We start from the raw sequence: 22,085 nt of genomic DNA on the forward strand, positions 1-22,085 counted from the left end.
GTGCCCCGCGATCCACTGAGGCCTGCCCGCCATAGGCGGGAATGACCATATTTTCTGCTGTGGTCCGACCTGCTTGGCGACGTTACCCGAGCCCGGGTCGGACTCCGAGTACCGCCGTACCGACGCGCACATGTGTCGCTCCGGCCGCGACCGCGTCCTCGACGTCCGCGCTCATCCCCGCAGAGACCATGTTCGCAGCCGGATGGTTCCCGCGCAGGCGGGATGAGAATTCCATCAGCCGGTCGAAGGCGGCCCGTTGGCGGCCCGCGTACGGTCCGGCGAGCGGTGCGACGGTCATCAGACCGCCGAGCCGCAGCCCCGGCGCGGACTCGACCGCGTCGGCCAACTCCTCGATCCCGTCCGGTGCGACACCGCCCCGGTCGCCCCGCTCGCCGCTCTCCGCGTCGAGTGCCACCTGGATGAGGCAGCCGAGTTCGCGTCCTTCGCGTTCGGCGGCGGCCGAGAGGGCCGTGACCAGTCTGGCCCGGTCCACCGACTGCACGACGTCGGCATAACTCGCTACAGAACGAACCTTATTCGTCTGCAATTGACCGACAAAGTGCCACGTGAGCGACAGATCCGCACATTCGGCTGCCTTGGGTGCCGCGTCCTGGTCACGATTCTCCGCGACATGACGTACACCCAGTCCGTGCAGAATCCGCACATCGCTCGCGGGGTAGGTCTTCGTGACCACGATGAGCGTCACTTCTTCCCGCTCACGACCGGCGGCGGCACAGGCGGAAACGATGCGTTCCTCCACCCGAGCCAGATTTTCGACGAGTTGAGCCTTACGGTCCGTCATGCCCTATCAGTCCAACCAGACATATCCGGCGAGCCGCCCGGTGGTGCGGTCGCGGCGGTACGAGAAGTGATCGCCCGATTCGAGGGTGCAGACCGGCGAGGCCTGCCGGTCCTCGATCCCGAGATCCTTGAGCTGGGCGTGGACCCCCGCGGTGACATCCACCGCCGGAGTGCCCCAGCTGGTCTCGGACCAGGCGGCCGGGACGCTCTTCGCGACCTCGGCGCGCATGTCGGCCGGGACTTCGTAGCACCGTCCGCAGACCGCCGGCCCGGTGCGGGCGACGATCCGGGAGGTGTCGGCGCCGAGCCCGGCCATGGCCTCGACCACGGCGGGGACGATCCCGGCGACCAGACCGGGACGGCCCGCGTGCGCAGCCGCCGCGATCCCGGCGACCGGCTCGGCCAGCAGTACAGGGGTGCAGTCGGCGGTGAGCACGGCAAGCGGGAGCCCGCGTCGGGCGGTCACCACCGCGTCCACCGCGGGGATCTGCGAAGCGTCTCCCCATGGCCCGTCGACGACCGCGACGTCCCGCCCGTGCACCTGGTTCATCCAGACGACCCGCGCCGGGTCCAGGCCGAGGGTCCGGGCGGCACGCTCGCGATTGGCCAGAACGGCGGCGGGGTCGTCTCCGACCGCGCCGCCGAGGTTGAGCTCCTCGTACGGAGCGGCGCTCACTCCGCCCCACCGGTCGGTGAAGGCGAAGTGCGCGCCGCCCGTCGAGGGCAGTGCGTGGTGCTGAGCTATCACTTCAAGAAATCCGGGACATCCAGCTCTTCGGCCTGGGAGTCCTGGTACGGACGGGCCGTCGGGACGTGCGGCGGGGCGACCGGCGGCAGGTGCGTCTCGCTCGCCACCGATACGGGCTCCGACTGGACCGGCGGCTCCTCGCGGATGGGCACGGAGCCCAGTCCACCGGTCTGACGCACGGGCTCCGGGGTCCGGGCCGGCGCGGCGGGCTCGTCGCGCTTGGCCGAGTTGGCGCCCAGGACGTTCTCGCGACGGGCCGGCGGCTGTCCGCCGTCGAAGCCCGCGGCGATCACGGTGACGCGTACCTCGTCGCCCAGCGCGTCGTCGATGACCGCACCGAAGATGATGTTCGCCTCGGGGTGCGCCGCCTCGCTCACCAACTGGGCGGCCTCGTTGATCTCGAAGAGACCGAGGTCGCTGCCGCCGGAGATGGAGAGCAGTACACCGCGGGCGCCGTCGATGGACGCCTCCAGGAGCGGCGAGGAGATCGCCATCTCCGCGGCGGCCACCGCACGGTCGTCGCCACGGGCCGATCCGATGCCCATGAGCGCCGATCCGGCCTCGGACATGACCGACTTGACGTCGGCGAAGTCGAGGTTGATCAGGCCCGGGGTGGTGATGAGGTCGGTGATGCCCTGGACACCCGAGAGCAGCACCTGGTCGGCCGACTTGAACGCGTCGAGCACGCTGACCTGGCGGTCCGAGATGGACAGCAGCCGGTCGTTGGGAATGACGATGAGGGTGTCGACCTCTTCGCGGAGTTCGGCGATGCCGTCCTCCGCCTGGTTCGCGCGTCGCCGGCCCTCGAAGGTGAACGGGCGGGTGACCACGCCGATCGTCAGGGCGCCGAGCGAGCGCGCGATGTTGGCGACGACGGGTGCGCCGCCGGTGCCGGTGCCGCCGCCTTCTCCGGCGGTGACGAAGACCATGTCGGCCCCCTTGAGGACCTCCTCGATCTCCTCACGGTGGTCCTCTGCCGCCTTGCGACCGACTGCCGGGTTGGCGCCGGCGCCAAGGCCGCGGGTGAGTTCGCGGCCGACGTCGAGCTTGACGTCGGCGTCGCTCATCAACAGGGCTTGCGCATCAGTGTTGATCGCGATGAACTCGACGCCCTTGAGACCGACCTCGATCATTCGGTTGATGGCATTGACACCACCGCCGCCGACACCGATGACCTTGATGACTGCGAGGTAGTTCTGCGGTGCTGCCACGTCGAAGGCCTCTCGCCTCGAGTTACGTGTCGTCGCTTCGCGGTAGTCCCGCCGCGACGACGGATGCCGATTGGGACGGTCCGAAACGCCGACCCAAACCCTAACGTTGAAGTTTAGGGTTACCAGTGTGTCTGCTTCATGGACTCTTCCGAACAGGACACTAAGTCGACAAGCGGCGCACGTTCAACGAACACGCCGAACCTCCCGTTTTTCTTTTCACCCTATGTGATCACCCGTAGCGCTGACCAACCAGGGTGCTGGCCAGGCCAAATGTGCGTCAACTGCCCGACACGGAAGGGGCGGTGGGTGCACTCACGTCGAAGTGTCCCGCTTTGGGAGCGGCTTTCATGAGAGCGGTGAGAACTCTCGCCTTCACCGGACCCCCTTCGCCGCTGCCCCAGATCACCGTGCGCCCCCGGGTGAGTTGCAGGGAGATCGAATCGTACGAGGTGACCCGTACGACCTCGGTGTCCTTGGCGACGCCGCCCGGAAGTCCGCCCGCGACCCGGACCGCTTCCCGCACCAGCCGGGCACTGCCGAATCGACGCAGACTCGCGGACTGATCAGGTTTCAGTTCCAGCAGAGGTACGCGACCGGGCGATTTGTCCACCGTTGCGAAACGAACGCCTTTCGCGTCCACTTCAATGAACTTTGCGCCCTTTTTGACCAACAGGACCGGCTGTCGTTCGGTCACCTTAAGTCCGATTCCGTGCGGCCATGACCGTACGACATCCACAGAGTCGATACGAGGCAACTTCTGGCGCAATCGGTCGGCGATGGCGTCGGTGTCGACGGAGATCAGCGGGGCCCCGATCGGAACCGCCGCGGCGGCCTCCACCTCGGCCGGTGTCAGTACGTCGACACCGGTGGTCCTGACCTGTTCGGCACGGAGCCAGGAGGAGCCGTAGAGCGCCCAGACGGCGCCGGCGGCGAGCAGCAGCGCGAGCACGCCGGTCACGATCAGCGTTCTGCGACTGGGCAGTCGGCGCCCTTCGGGGCGCGGACGCGGCGGGCGGGCCGGGGAGTCCTCCTGCTGCGCCCTGCCGCGCTGGGCGGTCGTCGGTCCGGCCACGCTCGCTCCTTATGCCGGGTCCGGGAGCACCGCCCCCGGACCCGTCCGTCTCACGCGCCTCGGCGTGCGGCAATCGCCTCGTACACCATGCCGACGAGCAGGTCGTCGGCGTCCCGGCGGCCGAACTCGGCGGCGGCGCGGGACATCTCGTACAGCCGGTGCGGATCCGCGAGCACCGGGAGGACGTTGCCCTGCACCCACTCGGGGGTGAGCGCCGCGTCGTCCACCAGCAGTCCGCCGCCGGCGTTGACCACCGGCTGGGCGTTGAGCCGCTGTTCGCCGTTGCCGATGGGCAACGGGACGTAGGCGGCGGGGAGCCCGACGGCGGAGAGTTCGGCGACGGTCATCGCTCCGGCGCGGCAGAGCATCATGTCGGCCGCGGCGTACGCGAGATCCATCCGGTCCACGTACGGTACCGGGATGTAGGGCGGCATCCCGGGCATGTTGTCGACGCGCGGCAATTCGTTCTTCGGGCCGACCACATGGAGGATCTGGATTCCGGAGCGCTGGAGCAGCGGCGCGACGCGCTGGACCACCTCGTTGAGGTGGCGGGCGCCCTGCGAGCCGCCGGAGACCAGCAGCGTCGGCAGGTTGGGGTCGAGGCCGAAGGCGGCACGCGCCTCGGGGCGGACCCGGGCCCGGTCCAGGGTGGCGATGGTGCGGCGCAGCGGGATGCCGATGTAGCGGGCGCCGCGCAGCTTGCTGTCGGGGGTGGAGACGGCGACGCCGTGGGCGTACCGCGAACCGATCTTGTTGGCCAGGCCGGGACGGGCGTTGGCCTCGTGGACGACGATCGGCACCCCGGCCCGCTTGGCGGCGAGGTAGCCGGGCAGGGCCACGTAGCCGCCGAAGCCGACGACGCAGTCCGCCTTGGTGCGTTCCAGGATCTGCTCGGCGGCCTTGATGGTGCCGCGCAGCCGTCCCGGGACGGTGATCAGTTCCGGGGTGGGCTTGCGCGGCAGCGGCACGGCCGGGATCAGGGCGAGTTCGTACCCCCGCTCGGGTACGAGCCTGGTCTCGAGTCCGCGCTCCGTGCCGAGGGCAGTGATTCCCACGGTCGGGTCCTGCCTGCGCAGGGCGTCCGCGAGGGCAAGCGCGGGCTCGATGTGGCCGGCGGTCCCCCCACCGGCGAGTACGACATGCACCGAAATTCACCGCTCTCCGGACGGACGCTTCTTGACGCGCCGTCTCATCGTCTTCCATCTCACCCCGGGCCTCCGCATGGCCAGGGCAGCCTTCGCCGCGGGATCCTCTCGCGCGAACGCGATCAGCAGCCCGACGGCGAACATGGTCGGCAGCAGGGCCGATCCTCCGTAGGAGAACAGCGGGAGCGGGACTCCGGCGATCGGCAGCAGGCCGAGCACCGCACCGATGTTGATCACGGCCTGCACCGTGATCCAGGTGGTCACACCTCCCGCGGCGTACCTCACGAAGGGGTCCTCCGTGCGTCCGGCCACGCGGATACCCGCATAGCCTAGAGCCGCGAAGAGGGCGAGTACCGACAGCGTCCCCGCCAACCCCAGTTCCTCCCCGGTGATGGCGAAGATGAAGTCGGTGTGCGGTTCAGGTAGTTGGCCCCATTTTTCCACACTCGCACCGAGCCCGGAACCGAACCATCCGCCGGACGCCAGAGCATAGATGCCGTGCACCGCCTGCCAGCAGGAGTCCCCCGGTCCGGGCTCGCTGGCGCCGATGCAGGCGAGCCTGGACATCCGGTTCGGGCTGGTCTTGATCAGTACGAAGGCGATCAGTGCGGCGAAGCCGAGCACCCCGCCGAAGAGCCGGGTGGGCGCCCCCGCCAGCCAGAGCAGTCCGAACAGGATCGCGGTGAGAATGATCGCAGTTCCCATGTCGCCGCCGAGCATGATCAGCCCGAGGAGCATGAAGGCGACCGGGACCAGCGGGACGAGCAGGTGCTTCCACTGGGTCAGCAGCCGTTTGTCCTGTTTGCGGGCGAGCAGGTCCGCGCCCCACAGGATCAGGGCGAGCTTGCCGAACTCGCTGGGCTGGAGCTGGAAGGGCCCGCCCAGGTAGAGCCAGTTCCGGTTGCCGTTGACCGACATCCCTATCCCCGGCACCTGGACCAGCACCATCAGGAAGACGGTGCCCATGAGCAGCGGATAGGCGAGCGCCCGGTGCAGTTTGGCGGGCATCCGGGCGGCGAGCGCCATCAGTCCGGCGCCGATGACGGCGGCCAGGAACTGTTTACGGAAGAAGTAGGTGCCCGGTTTGTCGAGTTCCAGGGCCTTGATCATTGACGCGGAGTAGACCATCACCAGGCCGAGCACGGTGATCAGCAGCCCGGCGCCCAGGATCAGGTAGTACGCGGTCAGCGGGCGGTCCCAGGCCCGGCGCACCCGCTCGTACGTCCCCCGCATACCCCCGCGGGGCGAGCGGGGCGTACGGGGGCCGCCGGTGGAGCGGCCCTTGGAGCGGGGCACCGAGGGGCGCCGGGAGCCGGTGACCGAGCGGGCCCTGAGGACGGGGCCGAGCGCCGCCGGGGCGCCCGCTGCCGCTCCCGCGAGCAGTGGTGGGGCGAGTGCCCGGCTGATCGCCGCGGTGGCCCGTGAGCGGCCCCCGCGGGGCCCGGCAGAGCTCTCTTCGGCCGGCATCTTCGCTGTCCCCTCCACTGCTCGTGCGCGGAGGCCGGGCCCGTCAGGCGCTCTCGGCGGCGAGTGCGCGGACCGCGTCCGCGAACGCCTCGCCCCGCTTGTTGTAATTGACGAACATGTCCATCGAGGCGCAGGCCGGGGCCATCAGTACGGTGTCTCCCGGCCGGGCGAGCCGTGCCGCCTCGCGGACCGCCTCGGACATCGCCCCAGTGTCGGTCCGGTCGAGGTCGACCACCGGGACCTCGGGGGCGTGTCGCGTGAGGGCTTCCCGGATCAGTTCCCGGTCCCGGCCGATCAGTACGACGCCCCGCAGCCGCCCGGCCGCCCCGGTCACCAGCTCGTCGAAGGCGGCCCCCTTCGCGAGACCGCCGGCGATCCAGACGATCGGGTCGTAGGCCGCCAGCGACGCCTCTGCGGCATGGGTGTTGGTGGCCTTGGAGTCGTCGACGTACGCGACCCCGGCGACGTTCGCGACGCGCTCGATGCGGTGCGGGTCGGGGCGGAAGGCCCGCAGCCCGTCGCGTACGGCCGCGGGCTCGACGCCGAAGGCACGGGCCAGGGCCGCGGCCGCGAGGGCGTTGGCGACGTTGTGCGGGGCGGGCGGGTCGATGTCCTTGACCTCGGCCAGCTCCTGGGCCTGCTTCTGCCGGTTCGCCACGAAGGCGCGGTCGACGAGGATGCCGTCGACGACGCCCAGCTGGGACGGGCCCGGCGTGTTCAGGGTGAAGCCGATGGCCCGGCAGCCCTCCTCGACATCGGCCTCGCGGACCAGGTCCTCGGTCGCCGGGTCGGCCGCGTTGTAGACGCAGGCGACCTGGTTGCCCTCGTAGATCCGGCCCTTGTCCGCGACGTACGCCGCCATGGAGCCGTGCCAGTCGAGGTGGTCGGGGGCCAGGTTGAGGACGGCGGCGGAGTGGGCGCGCAGCGAGGGCGCCCAGTGCAACTGGTAGCTGGACAGCTCGACGGCGAGTACGTCGTACTCCTCGTCGCCGAGGACCGCGTCCAGGAGGGAGACGCCGATGTTGCCGACGGCGGCGGTGCGCAGCCCCGCCGCCTGAAGGATCGAGGCGAGCATCCGTACGGTCGTGGTCTTGCCGTTGGTGCCGGTGACCGCGAGCCAGGGGGCCGCGCCGGGGCCCCGCAGCCGCCAGGCGAGTTCGACGTCGCCCCAGACGGGGACGCCCGCCTCGGCGGCTGCGGTGAAGAGCGGCTTGTCGGGCTGCCAGCCCGGGGTGGTGACGATGAGCTCGGTGGACTCGGGCAGGGTCGCCCCGTCGCCGAGGCGCACGGCGATGCCCTGCGCCTCCAGCTCCGCGGCCTGCGTGCGGGAACGCTCGTCGCTCCCGTCGTTGACCACGGTGACGACGGCCCCGAGGCCGTGCAGCACCTTGGCCGCCGGGATTCCGGAGACTCCGAGTCCCGCGACGGTGACGTGCTTGCCCCGCCAGTCCTGGTTGCTCACTTCTCGGCTGCCCATCCCGCGTAGAAGAGTCCGAGTCCGACGATCACGCACATGCCCTGGATGATCCAGAAGCGGACCACGACAAGGACTTCGGACCACCCCTTGAGTTCGAAGTGGTGCTGGAGCGGTGCCATCCGGAAGACCCGCTTGCCGGTCATCTTGAAGGATCCGACCTGGATGACCACGGACATGGTGATCATCACGAAGAGGCCGCCGAGGATGGCCATCAGGAACTCGGTGCGGGAGCAGATCGCCAGACCGGCGAGGGCGCCGCCGAGGGCGAGCGAACCGGTGTCGCCCATGAAGATCTTGGCGGGCGAGGTGTTCCACCACAGGAAGCCGAAGCAGGCGCCCATCAACGCCGAGGCGACGACCGCGAGGTCGAGTGGGTCGCGTACCTGGAAACAGGCGTTGGGATTGGTCAGGGTGTCCGCGTTGACGCAGGACTCCTGGAACTGCCACAGCCCGATGAAGGTGTACGCGCCGAAGACCATCACCGAGGCACCGGTGGCCAGGCCGTCCAGACCGTCCGTCAGGTTCACGCCGTTGGACATGGCCAGGATCATGAACAGCGCCCAGACGACGAACAGCACCGGGCCGATCGACCAGCCGAAGTCCGCGACGAACGACAGCCGGTCGGAGGCCGGGGTGTTGCCGTGCTTGTCCGCGAACTGGAGCGAGAGTACCGCGAAGGCGATGCCCACGATCAGCTGGCCCGTCATCTTCGCCTTGGCCCGCAGGCCCAGCGAACGCTGCTTGACGATCTTGATGTAGTCGTCGAGGAAGCCCACGAGGCCCATTCCGGCCATCAGGAAGAGCACCAGCACGCCGGAGAATCGCATCTCCTCGCCGGTGATCAGCTTCGCCGCGATGTACGCGATGATCGTCGCCAGGATGAAGGCAATGCCGCCCATGGTGGGCGTGCCCTTCTTGGACCCGTGGGTCCGCGGGCCGTCGTCCCGGATGAACTGCCCGTATCCCTTGCGGGCGAGCAGCTTGATCAGCAGCGGAGTTCCGACCAGGGTCAGAAAGAGCCCGATGGCCCCCGCGAAGAGGATCTGCCTCATCGGCCGGTGACCTCGCCCTCGGACGCGTTCTCCAGCAGTGCCATGGCGACCTGCTCCAGGCCGACCGACCGGGACGCCTTCACCAGCACGACGTCTCCCGGGCGCAGTTCACTGCGCAACAGGTCGACCGCGGCCTGTGCGTCGGACACGTGCACCGACTCCTCACCCCACGAACCCTCGTTGTATGCGCCCAGTTGCAGCCAGGAGGCTTCTCTGCCCCCGACCGCGACGAGCTTGCTGACGTTGAGCCGGACGGCGAGCCGCCCGACCGCGTCGTGCTCGGCGAGCGAGGCGTCGCCGAGCTCGGCCATCTGGCCGAGCACCGCCCACGTACGCCGGCCCTTCCCCATGGCGGCCAGCGCGCGCAGCGCGGCTTTCATGGATTCGGGGTTCGCGTTGTAGGCGTCATTGACGAACGTCACGCCGTCCGGACGCTCGGTGACCTCCATGCGCCAGCGGGAGAGGGTGCCCGCCTCGGAGAGCCCTTCGGCGATCTCGTCTGCGGACAGGCCCAACTCATGGGCGACGGCGGCCGCGGCGAGCGCGTTCGACACGTGGTGCTCACCGTACAGGCGCATGGTCACGTCGCTGCACCCGGTGGGTGTGTGGAGCCGGAAAGCGGGGCGTCCGTCGTCGGTGAGACGGACCTTCTCGCCCCGTACGTCCGCATCCGCGGCTTCGCCGAAGAACAGCACCCGGGCCTTCGTGCGGGAGGACATGGCGCGTACGAGCGGGTCGTCGGCGTTGAGTACGGCGGTGCCGTCCTCGGGCAGCGACTCGACCATCTCGCCCTTGGCGACGGCGATCTGCTCGCGGCCGCCGAACTCGCCGATGTGGGCGGTGCCGACGTTGAGGACGAGGCCGACGCGGGGCGGGACGAGTTCGGTGAGGTAGCGGATGTCGCCGATGTAGCGTGCGCCCATTTCGAGGACGAGGTGGCGGGTGTCCTCGGTGGCGCGCAGTGCGGTGAGCGGCAGGCCGATCTCGTTGTTGAGGTTGCCCGCCGGGTAGACGGTGGGCCCCTTGCGTTCGAGCAGCTGGGCGATGAGGTCCTTGGTGGAAGTCTTGCCGGCCGATCCGGTGAGGGCGACGACGGTGGTGCCGAGGCGGCCCACGACAGCGCGGGCGAGCGCGCCGAGTGCGGCCACGACGTCGTCGACGACGATCGCCGGAACACCGACGGGGCGGGCGGCCAGCACGGCTGCCGCGCCCGCCTCGACGGCGCGCTGCGCGTAGTCGTGGCCGTCGACCCGCTCACCGGCGAAGGCGACGAACAGGCTGCCCTGCGTCACCTCCCGGGAGTCGATGACGACCGGCCCGCTGACGGTTGCTGCCGGATCGGGTATGTCGTGCGACTGCCCGCCGACGATTTCGGCGATCTCGGCGAGGGAAAGGGCGATCACTTGGTCATCCCTGACTGTTGTTCTCGTGGGTGTGGGCGCGGTGGCCGGCGCTCTCGGTGCGCTCGTGCCCCAGGGACCGCTCGATGGCCGCGCGCAGGACCACGCGGTCGTCGAAGGGGCGTACCACGCCGTGGATGTCCTGGCCCTGCTCGTGGCCCTTGCCGGCGATCAGCACGGTGTCACCGGGCTCGGCTCGGGCGACGGCGGCGGCGATGGCGGCGGCCCGGTCGGCGTCGACCAGGACGTCGCCCCGCTCGTGGACGGGCACTTCTGCGGCGCCCGCGAGCATGGCGGCGAGGATTCCGAGGGGGTCCTCGGAACGGGGGTTGTCGGAGGTCAGTACGGCGGTGTCGGCGAGGCGGGCGGCCGCCGCGCCCATCGGGCCGCGTTTGGTGGTGTCGCGGTCGCCGCCGCAGCCGAGGACGATGTGCACCCGGCCCTCGGTGACCGTCCGCAGGGAGCGCAGCACGGATTCGACGGCGTCGGTCTTGTGCGCGTAGTCGACGACCGCGAGGTAGGGCTGTCCGGCGTCGACGCGCTCCAGCCGGCCGGGGACGCCGGGGACGGCCGCGACGCCGTCGGCGGCGGTCTGCGGGTCGATGCCCGCGACGGCGAGCGTGACGATCGCGGCGAGGGTGTTGGCGACGTTGAACGGGCCGGGCAACGGGGCCCTGGCCGCGATCCGCTCGTCCTTGGGGCCGACGACGGTGAAGGTCGAGCCGAGCGGCCCGAGTTCGATGTCCTCGGCGCGCCAGTCGGCGTCCGGGTGGCCCTCGGCGGAGAAGGTGACGACCGGGACGGACGCCTCGGTGATCAGCCTGCGGCCGTACTCGTCGTCGTGGTTGACGACGCCCTGCCGGCTGCGGGCCGGGGTGAAGAGCTGTGCCTTGGCCTGGAAGTAGTCCTCCATCCCGGAGTGGAACTCCATGTGTTCCGGGCTGAGGTTGTTGAAGACCGCGACGTCGAAGACGCAGCCGTCGACCCGGCCGAGCACCAGGGCGTGGCTGGAGACCTCCATGGTCACCGAGTCGACGCCGCGTTCGCGCATGACGGCGAACAGGGCCTGCAGATCGGTGGCTTCGGGGGTGGTGCGCTCGGACTTGATGCGCTCGTCGCCGATCCGCATCTCCACCGTGCCGATGAGCCCGGTGGCGCGCCCGGCGCCGCGGAAGCCGCCCTCGATCAGATAGGCGGTGGTGGTCTTGCCGGACGTTCCGGTGATGCCGATCTGGAGGAGGTCGGCGCCGGGCCGTCCGTAGATCTCCGCGGCGAGCTCGCCCATCCGGCCGCGCGGATCCTCGGTGACCAGCACCGGAAGCCCGGTGGCGGCGGCGCGCTCGGCGCCCGCCGGGTCGGTGAGGATCGCCGTCGCGCCGAGACCGGCCGCCTGGGCGGCGAAGTCGGCGCCGTGGAAGCGGGCGCCCGGCAGGGCCGCGTAGACGTCGCCGGGGCGTACCGCCCGGGAGTCGTGGGTGATGCCGGTGACCTCGCCGGGTCCCGGCGGCTCGACGCCCAGCCGGGCTGCCAGTTCGCCGAGCGCGGTCGGCCCGATCCGGTCCGGGCGGGGCGCTCCCGGGTAGTTCACAGGGGCGGCCTTCTGGGTGGTTTGGGACTGATCAGCGTGGGGCACGGCGGTGAGCGTACCGGGCGCACCCGGCCTCTCGCGAAGTGAGGGGCCGGGGTTCTGGTGGTTCCCGTTCCGGTTCCCGGGATCGGGCGTGATGGTTGTCACTGGATGGTTTCCCCGAGTTCACTCGCCGGGCTTGAAGGACACCGGCAGCCGGGCTGGCCCGCTGCCGGACGGTGGGGTCTGGAGAGTCTTGAGCGCGAACTCCATGACCTGCTTGTAGATCGGTCCGCAGATCTGGCCGCCGAAGTAGCTGCCCGTGGTCGGGTTCTGGATCGCGCAGTAGACGGTGATCTGCGGTTTGTCGGCGGGCGCGAAGCCCGCGAAGGAGGCGGTGTAGCCGTGGTAGCCGCCGCGCACCGGGTCGACCCGGTTGGCCGTACCGGTCTTGCCCGCCACCCGGTAGCCCGGGATCTTGGCCTTCGTGCCGGTGCCCTCCTCGTCGCCGACCACCGATTCCAGCATCGTGGCGAGCGCCTTGGCGGTCTTCGCGCTGACCACCCTGGTCCGCTCGGGCGGTGCGGTGGCCTCGTACCGCCCGTCGGCGCCCTTGGTGCCGCGTACCAGCGTGGGTGCGACGCGGACCCCGTCGTTGGCGATCGTCGAGTAGATGGAGGCGGCCTGCATGGCGTTGAGCGAGAGGCCCTGGCCGAACGGGATCGTGTACTGCTGCGAGGTCGACCAGTCCTCGGGCTCGGCGAGGATGCCGGGGGTCTCGCCCGGGTAGTCGAGACCGGTCGGCGAACCGATCCCGAACTTGCGCAGGTAGGAGTGGAGGACCTTGTTGGCCTCGGCCTGCGTCCTGCCCAGCTCGCCGGTGGCCAGGATGGTGCCGATGTTGCTGGACTTGGCGAGTACGCCGTTGAGCGTCAGGTACCAGGTGGGGTGGTCGATGTCGTCCTTGAAGAGCCGGTCGCCGCGGTGCAGCCGGTTGGGGACGGTGACATGGGTGCCCGGGGTGGCCGCGCCCTCCTCCAGCACGGCGGCCATGGACATGACTTTGCTGGTGGAGCCGGGCTCGTAGACGTCCTGGAGGGCCGCGTTGCCCAGCGACGCCGCGTCGGCCTGCGAGAGGTCGTTGGGGTCGAAGCCGGGAGCGTTGGCCATGGCGAGGACCTCGCCGGTCCTGGTGTTCTGGACGACCACGTAACCGCGGTCGGCCTTGGACTTCTTCACCTGGTCGCTGATGGCCTGCTGGGCGGCCCACTGGATGTCGCGGTCGATGGTCAGCTCGATGTCGGCGCCGGGGACGGCCGGGACCTCCTTGGTACCCGCGGTGGGCACCCGGCGGCCGCCCGCCTGGGCGTACCTGATCTTGCCGTCCTCGCCCGCGAGCTCCTTGTCCAGCTGCGATTCGAGGCCGCCCGCGCCCTTGCCGTCGGCATTGACGTAACCCAGTATCCCGGCGGCGAGGCCCCCGTTGGGGTAGACCCGTTTGGTGGTCGCCTCCTGGAAGACGCCGGCCAGCACATTGGCTCCGGCGCCGCCGCTCGCCCGGTCCTTGCCGGCCTTCTCGGCGAAGACGGACTTGAGGTCCTTGATCTGGTTCCAGACCTGCGGGGTCTGCCGACGGGCCAGGACGACGTAGCGGCCCTTCCCGGACAGCTTCCGGGTCAGCTCGGTGGCGTCGGTGCCGAGGATCGGGGCGAGGAGCGCCGCCGCCTGCCGGGGCGCGTCGGGGGCCTTACTGAACCCGGGCGTGAACATCGAGGGGTCGGCGGTGATGTTGTACGCGTCGACGCTGGTGGCCAGGGCGATCCCGCTGCGGTCGGTGATCTCGCCGCGCTCGGCGGCGATCGTGTAGCTGAGGTAGCGGTTCTCCTTGGCCTTGGCGGAGTATGCGGCGGCGTCGACGGCCTGGACCTGGAGCAGCCGGACGACGAACGCCAGCATGACGAGCGTCAGGGCGAGGCTGACCAGGCGGAGCCGGGGGCGCGGGCTGCCCAGCCGCAGCGGGCTCGCGCTCCGGTTGCGGGGCGGGCGGGGGCGCGGTGCCGGGGTGGAGCGGCGGGCGGCGGGCCGGGGGCGCCCCTGGCCGCCTGCGGCGCTGCGCGGGCGTGCGGGGCCGGGGACCCGGCGGCGCGGTGGTTCCTTGGGCGGCACTGTGTCACCTGCCGGGGCTCGTCGGGGTCTGTTCTGCCGGGGTACGCGTCCCGGCGGCCGGGATCGCGGCGGTGCTGGTCGCGGAGGTGCTGGGCGCGGCGGCGCCCGAAGGCGTGGCCGACGGTGACGGGGCGGGCGGGGCCGGGGCGCCGGCGGCGGTGGACGCGGACACGGGGGGCGCCACCGGCGCACTGCTCTTGGGCTGCGGCGGCGGGACGGGCTCGGCGGTGGTCTCGGCAGGTACGCCGCGGACCGTGCCGTCCGGGTTCAGGAAGGCGGGGCTGCCGCCGGGCACCATGCCCAGCTCGCGGGCGCGCCGCTCCAGGGCGTCCGGCTTGGAGAAGTTGTCGACGTCGCGCTGGAGGGCCTGCTGCTCGTCGGTGAGCTCGGTGGTCCGCTTCTTCAGCTCGCTCAGTCTGAACGACCCCTCGTTGAGGGCCGAGTTGAGCACCAGGAGCGTGATCAGGCCGCCGCCGAGCAGCACCACGACCAGCAGGACGAAGGGCGTACGGGCCGCGTTGCTGGGCCCGGACGGCAGCAGCCGGGCGAGCCGCGCGGCGCGCCCTTTCAGCTGCCCGGCGGGTCTGCTCACCGCGCCGCCCCGCACATCGCCGGTTTCCGGGTCCGGGTACCGGGAGGCCGGGCGCTCATCGTTCCTCCTCGCGGATCCGCAGGGCGCCGCGCAGCCGGGCGGGGGCGGCCCGCCGGTTCTCGGCGACCTCCTCCTCGGTGGGCAGTTCCGCGCCGCGGGTCAGCAGCTTCAGCCGGGGCTGGTAGCGCTCGGGGACGACCGGCAGTCCGGGCGGCGCCGTGGTGGCGGCGCCCGCCGCGAACACCTGCTTGACCAGCCGGTCCTCCAGCGAGTGGTACGAGAGAACGGCGATCCGGCCGCCGACCGCGAGGCTCTGCACGGCCGCCGGAATGGCCCGTTCCAGGACGCTGAGCTCGCCGTTGACCTCGATGCGCAGCGCCTGGAAGGTCCGCTTGGCGGGGTTGCCGCCGGTGCGCTTGGCCGCCTGGGGCAGCGAGTCACGGATCAGCTCGACGAGCCGGGCGCTGTTGCTGAACGGCTCCTTCTCGCGCTCGCGCACGATGGCGGAGACGATCCGCTTGGCCTGCTTCTCCTCGCCGTACGCCCGCAGGATCCGCACCAGCTCGCCCGGCGGATAGGTGTTGAGCACCTCGGCCGCGCCGATGCCGGTCGTCTGGTCCATGCGCATGTCGAGCGGGGCGTCCTGGGCGTACGCGAACCCGCGGCCGGCCTCGTCCAGCTGCATGGAGGAGACGCCGAGGTCGAACAGGACGCCCTGGACCTTGGGGATGCCGAGCCTGGCGAGCACCTCGGGCAGTTCGTCGTAGACGGCGTGCACCAGGGTGGCCCGGTCGCCGTACGGGGCGAGCCGCTCGCCGGAGAGCCGCAGCGCCTCCTTGTCCCGGTCCAGGCCGATCAGCCGTACGGAGGGGAAGGCGGAGAGCAGCGCCTCGCTGTGACCGCCGAGGCCGAGGGTGCAGTCGACGACCACGGGCGCCTGCGGTCCCGGCGCCTCAAGAGCCGGGGCCAACAGGTCCAGGCATCGCTGGAGCATCACCGGGACGTGTCGGGTCTGGCTCATGCGCCCTCTCAGGCTCAGGTCCCGTGTGGCCGCACGTACGGCCTGGTCCCCGCCCGCTCAGAAGGGGAGGCGGGCCGGCGCCGGGGAAGGGGCGTCGGCCGACCGCGAGCGGGAGAGGGCCGGGCCCGTACGTACGCCGCACACACAGGGGAAATCTACGGAATGTGCAGGGTGTCGGTAACTTCCCGTCACTTTAGTCCACCCTGCCATTCGATCGATTCCCGATCAATCAACCCGGCAGCGCGTCGCCGGGCCCCCTGTGCACCCGCCCGGACGAACGGTTGCGAGGCTTGTGGGTTACCTCACAACAAGCCTCGTTGACGTTCTTTGTCCCTTCTCACAGCACGACGGGGGCAGGTGCGGGAGCTAACGTCGTATCCATGTCGACTTCCGCGCACTCCCCCGTCCGGTCTTCCTCGAACGATGCCGACCAGGCCCGTGACGGGGGCACGGTCACCGACCGTCTCGTCGAGGCGAACGTCCGGTACGCCTCCGCATTCGAAGACCCGGGCATGGACGCCAAGCCGGTGCTGCGCGTCGCCGTGGTCGCCTGCATGGACGCCCGGCTCGACCTGCACAAGGCGCTCGGCCTGGCCCTGGGCGACTGCCACACCATCCGCAACGCGGGCGGCGTGGTCACCGACGACGTGATCCGTTCGCTGTCGATCAGCCAGCGGGCCCTCGGCACCCGCAGCGTGATACTGATCCACCACACCAACTGCGGCATGGAGTCGATCACCGAGGAGTTCCGGCAGGAGCTGGAGATGGAGGTCGGCCAGCGGCCGGCCTGGGCGGTGGAGGCCTACAAGGACGCCGACCAGGACGTCCGGCAGTCGATGCAGCGGGTCCGCACCTCGCCGTTCCTGCTGCACACCGACGACGTCCGCGGCTTCGTCTTCGACGTGACCAGCGGCCTGCTGCGGGAGATCCTTCCCGTCTCCTGACCTCCCGGGCACCACCCGCCAGGCACCGAAAACCTCATCGAAACCGGCATTTCGCCCCCAGTTGTCCGCAGGCGAGTGACACGAAGCGGTAACGGCAACGAGAATGCGCGTGTGGCATCCCGACGGACGTGTCCGAAGGGGTGTCCGTGTTTCGGGGTGGGCCGGACCGCTGCGTGCGCGCCGGCCCGTGAATGGGGTACCCCACTGCTCCTGGAGAGCGTGGGGCAGGGCCGAGGAGGGCCGGGTGACGACCTATGACGATCGAGCGAGCCTCACAGATCTGACCACGACCGCGGAGCGGGTGCGCAGGTCGGTGGAGAGTGTGATCGAGGGCAAGCCTGAGGTCGTACGGCTTTCGCTGACCGTACTGCTGGCGGAGGGGCACCTCCTCATCGAGGATGTCCCCGGGGTCGGCAAGACGATGCTGGCCAAGGCGCTGGCACGGTCCATCGACTGTTCGGTGCGGCGCATTCAGTTCACGCCGGACCTGCTGCCTTCGGACATCACCGGTGTGTCCATCTTCGACCAGCAGCGGCGCGACTTCGAGTTCAAACCGGGCGCGATCTTCGCCCAGATCGTGATCGGCGACGAGATCAACCGGGCCTCGCCGAAGACCCAGTCGGCGCTGCTGGAGTCCATGGAGGAGCGTCAGGTCACCATCGACGGGCACAGCTACGAGCTGCCCGATCCGTTCATGGTGGTGGCCACCCAGAACCCGGTGGAGATGGAGGGCACCTATCCGCTGCCCGAGGCCCAGCGCGACCGGTTCATGGCGCGGGTCTCGATCGGCTATCCGAGTGCGGACGCCGAGCTGCGGATGCTCGATGTGCACGGCGGCCTCCCGCCGCTCGACGACCTCCAGCCGGTGGCGCACGCCCACGACATCGTGAAGCTGATCGACGCGGTGCGCACGGTCCATGTGGCCGACGCCGTGCGGCGGTACGCGGTGGAACTCGTCGCGGCCACCCGCAGTCATCCCGATCTCCGGCTCGGCGCCTCGCCGCGGGCCACCCTGCATCTGCTGCGCGCGGCGAAGGCCTCCGCGGCGCTGAGCGGCCGGGACTACTGCCTGCCGGACGATGTTCAGGCGCTGGCGGTCGCGGTGCTCGCGCACCGCCTGCTGCCGACGGCGCAGGCCCAGCTGAACCGCCGTACCGCCGAGCAGGTCGTGCAGGAGATCCTCCAGCAGACACCGGTCCCGACCGCGGACGGCGGAGCCCAGGTGCAGCCGCAGCATCAGCCGGGCCGGGTGCCGTACGGCCGGCAGCAGCCCGGCGCACGGCGGGTGTGATGACCGCCGGGGGGCCGGCCGCGATGGAAGACGGCGGCGAGAAGGGCGCTCTGCGGGCCGCGCTGAGCGGGCTGACCACGCGTGGGCGGTCCTTTCTGGCGGCCGGTGTCGCCGCGGCGGTCTGCGCCTATGTGCTCGGGCAGGCGGATCTGCTGCGGGTCGGGCTGCTGCTCGCCGCGCTGCCGCTGGTCTGTGTGGTGGTGCTCGTCCGCACCCGTTACCGGGTCGCGGGCACCCGGCGGCTCTCGCCGTCCCGGGTCCCGGCGGGCTCGGAGGCGCGGGTCCATCTGCGGATGGAGAACGTGTCGCGGATGCCCACCGGGCTGCTGATGCTCCAGGACCGGGTGCCCTATGTGCTCGGGCCGCGGCCCCGGTTCGTGCTGGACCGGGTGGAGGCGGGCGGCCGTCGCGAGGTGTCCTACCGGGTGCGCTCGGATCTGCGCGGGCGCTATCCGCTCGGGCCGTTGCAGCTGCGGCTGAGCGATCCGTTCGGGATGTGCGAGCTGACCCGTTCGTTCAGTGCGTACGACACCCTCGTCGTCATTCCGCGGACCGAGCCGCTGCCGCCGGTGCGGCTGTCCGGAGAGGCGTCGGGGTACGGCGAGGGACGGCAGCGTTCGCTGGCGCTGGCCGGTGACGACGACGTGATCCCCCGCGGCTACCGGCACGGCGACGATCTGCGCCGGGTGCACTGGCGCTCCACCGCGCGCTACGGCGAGCTGATGGTGCGCCGCGAGGAGCAGCCGCAGCGGGCCAGGTGCACGGTCCTGCTGGACACCCGGCAGATCGCCTACCAGGGGGCGGGGCCCGACTCCGCCTTCGAGTGGGCGGTGGCCGGGGCGGCGTCCGCGCTGGTGCACATGCTGGAGCGCGGCTTCGCCGTCCGGCTGCTGACCGACGACGGGACCGCGGTGCCCGGCGAGGGCGCGGGCGGTTTCGCCGGATCGACGCAGGAGTCCGCCGACTCGGCGGGTCTGATGATGGACACGCTGGCCGTGGTCGACCACTCCGACGGCAGTGGTCTGTCGCGCGCGTACGACGTGATGCGCGGCGGCAACGAGGGGCTGCTGATCGCGTTCTTCGGTGATCTGGACGAGGAGCAGGCGGCGGTGGCGGCGCGGATGCGGCAGCGCAGCGGCGGCGCCGTCGCGTTCGTGCTGTCCAGCCCGGACTGGGTGCAGGGCGACGTCCCGCCCGCGGGGGCGGAGGGGGCGTCCGAGCGGCGGCTGCGACTGCTGCGGGAATCGGGGTGGACGGCGGTGGCGGTCTCGCCCGGGGCCGGGCTCGCCCAGTACTGGCAGCAGGCGGGGCAGCAGGGCGTGGCGGCACAGTCCGCCGCGGCGGGCACGACGGGTTTCACCGGGGGATGGTCATGAGCGGTCGTGGTCGGCTGGCGCTGTGCGCCTTTGCGGCGACGCTGATGGCGGCGGCCTCGATGCTGCCGCTGGTCGAGCCGGCCGGGTGGATCCTGCAGGCGGCGTTCCTGCTGGCGGTCCAGAGCGGCATGGGCGCGCTGGTCCGCCGGGCGCCCGTGCCCCGTGCGCTGGTCGTCGCGGCGCAGGCGCTGGTCACGCTGGTCCTGCTGACGGTGGTGTTCGCCAGGCAGCAGGCGATGGCCGGTCTGCTGCCCGGCCCGGAGGCCGTCCAGCGGCTGTCGCATCTGCTGGTGTCGGGCGCCGAGGACGTCGGCAGGTATGCCGCCCCGGCTCCCGTGACGGACGGCATCCGGCTGATGCTGATCGGCGGTGTGCTGCTGGTCGGCCTGGTGGTGGACGCCCTCGCGGTGACGTTCCGCAGCGCGGCCCCGGCCGGCCTGCCGCTCCTCGCGCTCTACTCGGTGGCCGCGGGGCTGTCCGGGGGCGGGGCGGACTGGCTCTGGTTCCTGCTGGCGGCCGGTGGCTATCTGCTGCTCCTGCTGGCGGAGGGCCGGGACCGGCTCTCCCAGTGGGGGCGGGTCTTCAGCGGCGCGGCCAGCAGGTCCCCGGGAGGCCCGGCGCTCGGGGCGGCGCTCTCGGGCAGCCGGCTGCCGACGGCCCCGGTCCGTACCGGGCGCCGCATCGGTGCGCTGGCGCTGGGCGTCGCGCTGGTCGTCCCGGCGGCGCTGCCGGCACTCGAAGGCGGAATGCTGTTCGGCACGGGCACCGGCAGCGCCGGCAAGGGCGGCGGCACCATCTCCGCGGTGAACCCTCTGGTCTCGTTGCAGGACAATCTGAACCAGCCGGAGAACCGGCAGGTGATGTCCTACCGCACCAATTCCGGCGCCCCGCAGGACTTCTATCTGCGGATCCTGGCCCTGGACCAGTTCAACGGGAGCGAGTGGCGGCCCTCGACCCGCCGGCTGAAGGACGTGCCCAAGCGGCTCCCGGCCCCGGAGGGCCTCGGCCCGGACGTGGCGGTCACCGAGGTCACGTCCAACATCTCCGCGTCCCGCTCCTACCAGCAGACCTATCTGCCGCTCCCCTACCCGGCGACCGAGGTCGGCATCGACGGGCGCTGGCGGTACGAACCGGAGGGGCGGACCCTCGTGGGCGACCGCGGGGAGACGACCCGCGGCGCGCAGTACCGGGTCTCCAGTCTGGTGGTCGAGCCGACCGCCGAGCAGCTCGCCTCGACGGGCCCCGCGCCGGCCGGGCTGCGGCGCGAGTACACCCGCGTTCCCGGCTCGCTGCCGAAGGTCGTCGAGGAGACCGCGAACGAGGTGACCCGGGGCGCCGCCAACGATTACGAGCGGGCGGTGAAGCTGCAGAACTACTTCGCCTCGGACGGCGGCTTCAGCTACAACACCTCGGTGAACTCGGGCACCGGCAGTGCTGCGATCACCCGGTTCCTGAAGGAGAGGCAGGGCTTCTGCGTCCATTTCTCCTTCACGATGGCCGCGATGGCCCGGACGCTGGGCATCCCGGCCCGGGTCGCGGTGGGCTTCACCCCGGGCACCGGGCAGCCGGACGGTTCGGTCTCGGTGGGGCTGCGCGATGCGCACGCCTGGCCCGAGCTGTACTTCGAGGGCGTCGGGTGGACCCGATTCGAGCCGACCCCGACGCGGGGCACCACGCCGCCGTACACCCAGCAGAATGTCCCCACGGGCGACACGGACGTCCCGGCCCTGCCCGAGAAGGGCGCCTCGGCGGCTCCGTCGACCGCGCCGTCCGTCCCGGACAGCTGCCCGGCGCAGATGCGCAAGCAGGGCGAGTGCGGCAGCACGGCGGCGGCGGGCGTGAAGCCGCCGACCGACTCGGGGACACCGACGGGCACCGTCGTCGGTGTGATCCTGCTCGCCGTGGTGCTCCTCGCGCTGCCCCTGCTGCCGCTGCTCTGGCGACTGCGGGCACGCAGGCGCAGGCTGGGTCTCTCCGCCGGGCGTACGCCGGTGCGTGGCCGGAACGCAGCGCCGGCTGCGGGGCAGGGCACCACCGTCGGCGACCGGGGCCGGGGCATCGAGCCCGGCCCGCCGGAGTACGCCACGGCCCGGACGCTGGCGGCCTGGCAGGAGATCACCGACACCGCCTGGGACCACGGCATCGAACCGGACGACTCCCGGACCCCGCGCAGGGCGGCGGACCGGGTGGTGCGGCTGGGTCGGCTCGGACCCGACGCGGCCGACGCGGTGCACCGGGTGGCCGGAGCGGTGGAACAGGTGCTCTACGCCCCGGAGCCCCGGGTGAGCACCGGCCTCGCCGAGGACGTGGTGACGGTACGGGCCGGTCTGCGGGCGTCCGTCGGCCGCTTCGCCCGGATCCGGGCGGTCGTGGCTCCGCGCTCCGCCGTTCGGGTGGTCTGGGCGGCCGCGGACCGCTGGGCGGCGTTCACCGGCAGGTGCACGGCGCTGTGGGGCCGCGAGCGGTGGGCGGGATGGCTGCGGCGTCCGTCGCGCCAGCAGGGATGACCGGGGGCGTGGTCTGCGGCAGGCCGCGGACCACGCTCCGTCGCGGCTCCGGCAGCTGACCCGCGAAGCCCGGCCGACGGTCGGCGACCGACGGTCGGCGGCTGGGCTGCACGTCGGCGGCGCAGCCCGGTCAGCGGCTGGCGGCCGACGTCCGGGCTGCACGTCGGCGGCGGCGGTCCGGCCGCCCACGTACGGCCCCCGCCCGCCGAAGTCTCCGCCCGCTCGAAACCCCAGCCCCTGCGGCTCCG

Annotated in this window: 17 protein-coding genes; 4 read left to right on the forward strand and 13 right to left on the reverse strand. The window is 71.5% G+C overall.

The features are described from left to right. Positions 1-82: 82 nt before the first annotated feature. The 13 genes from ABZ622_RS06010 to rsmH form a co-directional block, all read right to left on the reverse strand. On the reverse strand, positions 83-802 hold the full coding sequence (locus ABZ622_RS06010; RefSeq protein WP_360540809.1) for a YggS family pyridoxal phosphate-dependent enzyme: 720 nt from the start codon (positions 800-802) through the stop codon (positions 83-85). Positions 803-808: 6 nt separating this feature from the next. After that, the gene (pgeF, locus tag ABZ622_RS06015; RefSeq protein WP_360540811.1) at positions 809-1,549 is read right to left on the reverse strand and encodes a peptidoglycan editing factor PgeF; all 741 of its coding nucleotides are present in this window, start codon (positions 1,547-1,549) and stop codon (positions 809-811) included. After that, a complete protein-coding gene (ftsZ, locus tag ABZ622_RS06020) occupies positions 1,546-2,760 on the reverse strand; it encodes a cell division protein FtsZ (protein WP_360540813.1) in 1,215 nt (404 codons plus the stop codon). The genes pgeF and ftsZ overlap by 4 nt, the downstream gene beginning before the upstream one ends. A 277-nt stretch (positions 2,761-3,037) precedes the next feature. Then, the gene (locus ABZ622_RS06025; protein WP_360540815.1) at positions 3,038-3,832 is read right to left on the reverse strand and encodes an FtsQ-type POTRA domain-containing protein; all 795 of its coding nucleotides are present in this window, start codon (positions 3,830-3,832) and stop codon (positions 3,038-3,040) included. Between the two features lie 50 nt (positions 3,833-3,882). Further along, complete coding sequence (murG, locus tag ABZ622_RS06030; RefSeq protein WP_124718176.1) at positions 3,883-4,977, reverse strand: undecaprenyldiphospho-muramoylpentapeptide beta-N-acetylglucosaminyltransferase; 1,095 nt, start codon at positions 4,975-4,977, stop codon at positions 3,883-3,885. 6 nt (positions 4,978-4,983) lie between these two features. Next, entirely contained in the window at positions 4,984-6,444 is a 1,461-nt protein-coding gene (gene ftsW / locus ABZ622_RS06035; RefSeq protein WP_360540817.1) for a putative lipid II flippase FtsW, read from the reverse strand. A 43-nt stretch (positions 6,445-6,487) separates the two neighbouring features. Next, a complete protein-coding gene (murD, locus tag ABZ622_RS06040) occupies positions 6,488-7,921 on the reverse strand; it encodes a UDP-N-acetylmuramoyl-L-alanine--D-glutamate ligase (RefSeq protein ID WP_360540820.1) in 1,434 nt (477 codons plus the stop codon). Further along, positions 7,903-8,973: a phospho-N-acetylmuramoyl-pentapeptide-transferase gene (gene mraY, locus ABZ622_RS06045; protein ID WP_360540822.1), complete on the reverse strand. Its 1,071-nt coding sequence runs from the start codon at positions 8,971-8,973 to the stop codon at positions 7,903-7,905. Before mraY ends, murD begins: the two co-directional genes overlap by 19 nt. After that, positions 8,970-10,376, reverse strand: a complete 1,407-nt coding sequence (murF, locus tag ABZ622_RS06050) for a UDP-N-acetylmuramoyl-tripeptide--D-alanyl-D-alanine ligase (RefSeq protein ID WP_360540824.1) — start codon at positions 10,374-10,376, stop codon at positions 8,970-8,972. The genes mraY and murF overlap by 4 nt, the downstream gene beginning before the upstream one ends. Before the next feature lie 4 nt (positions 10,377-10,380). Next, positions 10,381-12,108: a UDP-N-acetylmuramoyl-L-alanyl-D-glutamate--2,6-diaminopimelate ligase gene (locus tag ABZ622_RS06055; RefSeq protein ID WP_360540826.1), complete on the reverse strand. Its 1,728-nt coding sequence runs from the start codon at positions 12,106-12,108 to the stop codon at positions 10,381-10,383. Between the two features lie 18 nt (positions 12,109-12,126). Then, complete coding sequence (locus ABZ622_RS06060; RefSeq protein WP_360540828.1) at positions 12,127-14,106, reverse strand: penicillin-binding protein 2; 1,980 nt, start codon at positions 14,104-14,106, stop codon at positions 12,127-12,129. 4 nt (positions 14,107-14,110) lie between these two features. Then, positions 14,111-14,698: a septum formation initiator gene (locus ABZ622_RS06065; RefSeq protein ID WP_360540830.1), complete on the reverse strand. Its 588-nt coding sequence runs from the start codon at positions 14,696-14,698 to the stop codon at positions 14,111-14,113. 55 nt (positions 14,699-14,753) lie between these two features. Beyond that, positions 14,754-15,719 (reverse strand): 16S rRNA (cytosine(1402)-N(4))-methyltransferase RsmH, encoded by a 966-nt coding sequence (rsmH, locus tag ABZ622_RS06070; RefSeq protein WP_360540832.1) that lies wholly within the window; start codon positions 15,717-15,719, stop codon positions 14,754-14,756. Between the two features lie 380 nt (positions 15,720-16,099). On the opposite strand from rsmH, the gene ABZ622_RS06075 reads away from it, so the two are divergent. The 4 genes from ABZ622_RS06075 (at position 16,100) to ABZ622_RS06090 (ending at position 21,837) form a co-directional block, all read left to right on the forward strand. Next, a complete protein-coding gene (locus tag ABZ622_RS06075) occupies positions 16,100-16,663 on the forward strand; it encodes a carbonic anhydrase (RefSeq protein WP_360540834.1) in 564 nt (187 codons plus the stop codon). A gap of 244 nt (positions 16,664-16,907) precedes the next feature. Next, positions 16,908-17,954, forward strand: coding sequence for a MoxR family ATPase (locus ABZ622_RS06080; RefSeq protein ID WP_360540836.1), 1,047 nt, complete (start codon positions 16,908-16,910; stop codon positions 17,952-17,954). Next, complete coding sequence (locus tag ABZ622_RS06085; protein ID WP_360540838.1) at positions 17,954-19,330, forward strand: DUF58 domain-containing protein; 1,377 nt, start codon at positions 17,954-17,956, stop codon at positions 19,328-19,330. The genes ABZ622_RS06080 and ABZ622_RS06085 overlap by 1 nt, the downstream gene beginning before the upstream one ends. Then, positions 19,327-21,837: a DUF3488 and transglutaminase-like domain-containing protein gene (locus ABZ622_RS06090; protein ID WP_360540840.1), complete on the forward strand. Its 2,511-nt coding sequence runs from the start codon at positions 19,327-19,329 to the stop codon at positions 21,835-21,837. The genes ABZ622_RS06085 and ABZ622_RS06090 overlap by 4 nt, the downstream gene beginning before the upstream one ends. Positions 21,838-22,085: the final 248 nt, after the last annotated feature.

The organism is Streptomyces sp. NPDC007164 (assembly GCF_040634135.1).
Lineage (GTDB): Bacteria > Actinomycetota > Actinomycetes > Streptomycetales > Streptomycetaceae > Streptomyces > Streptomyces sanglieri.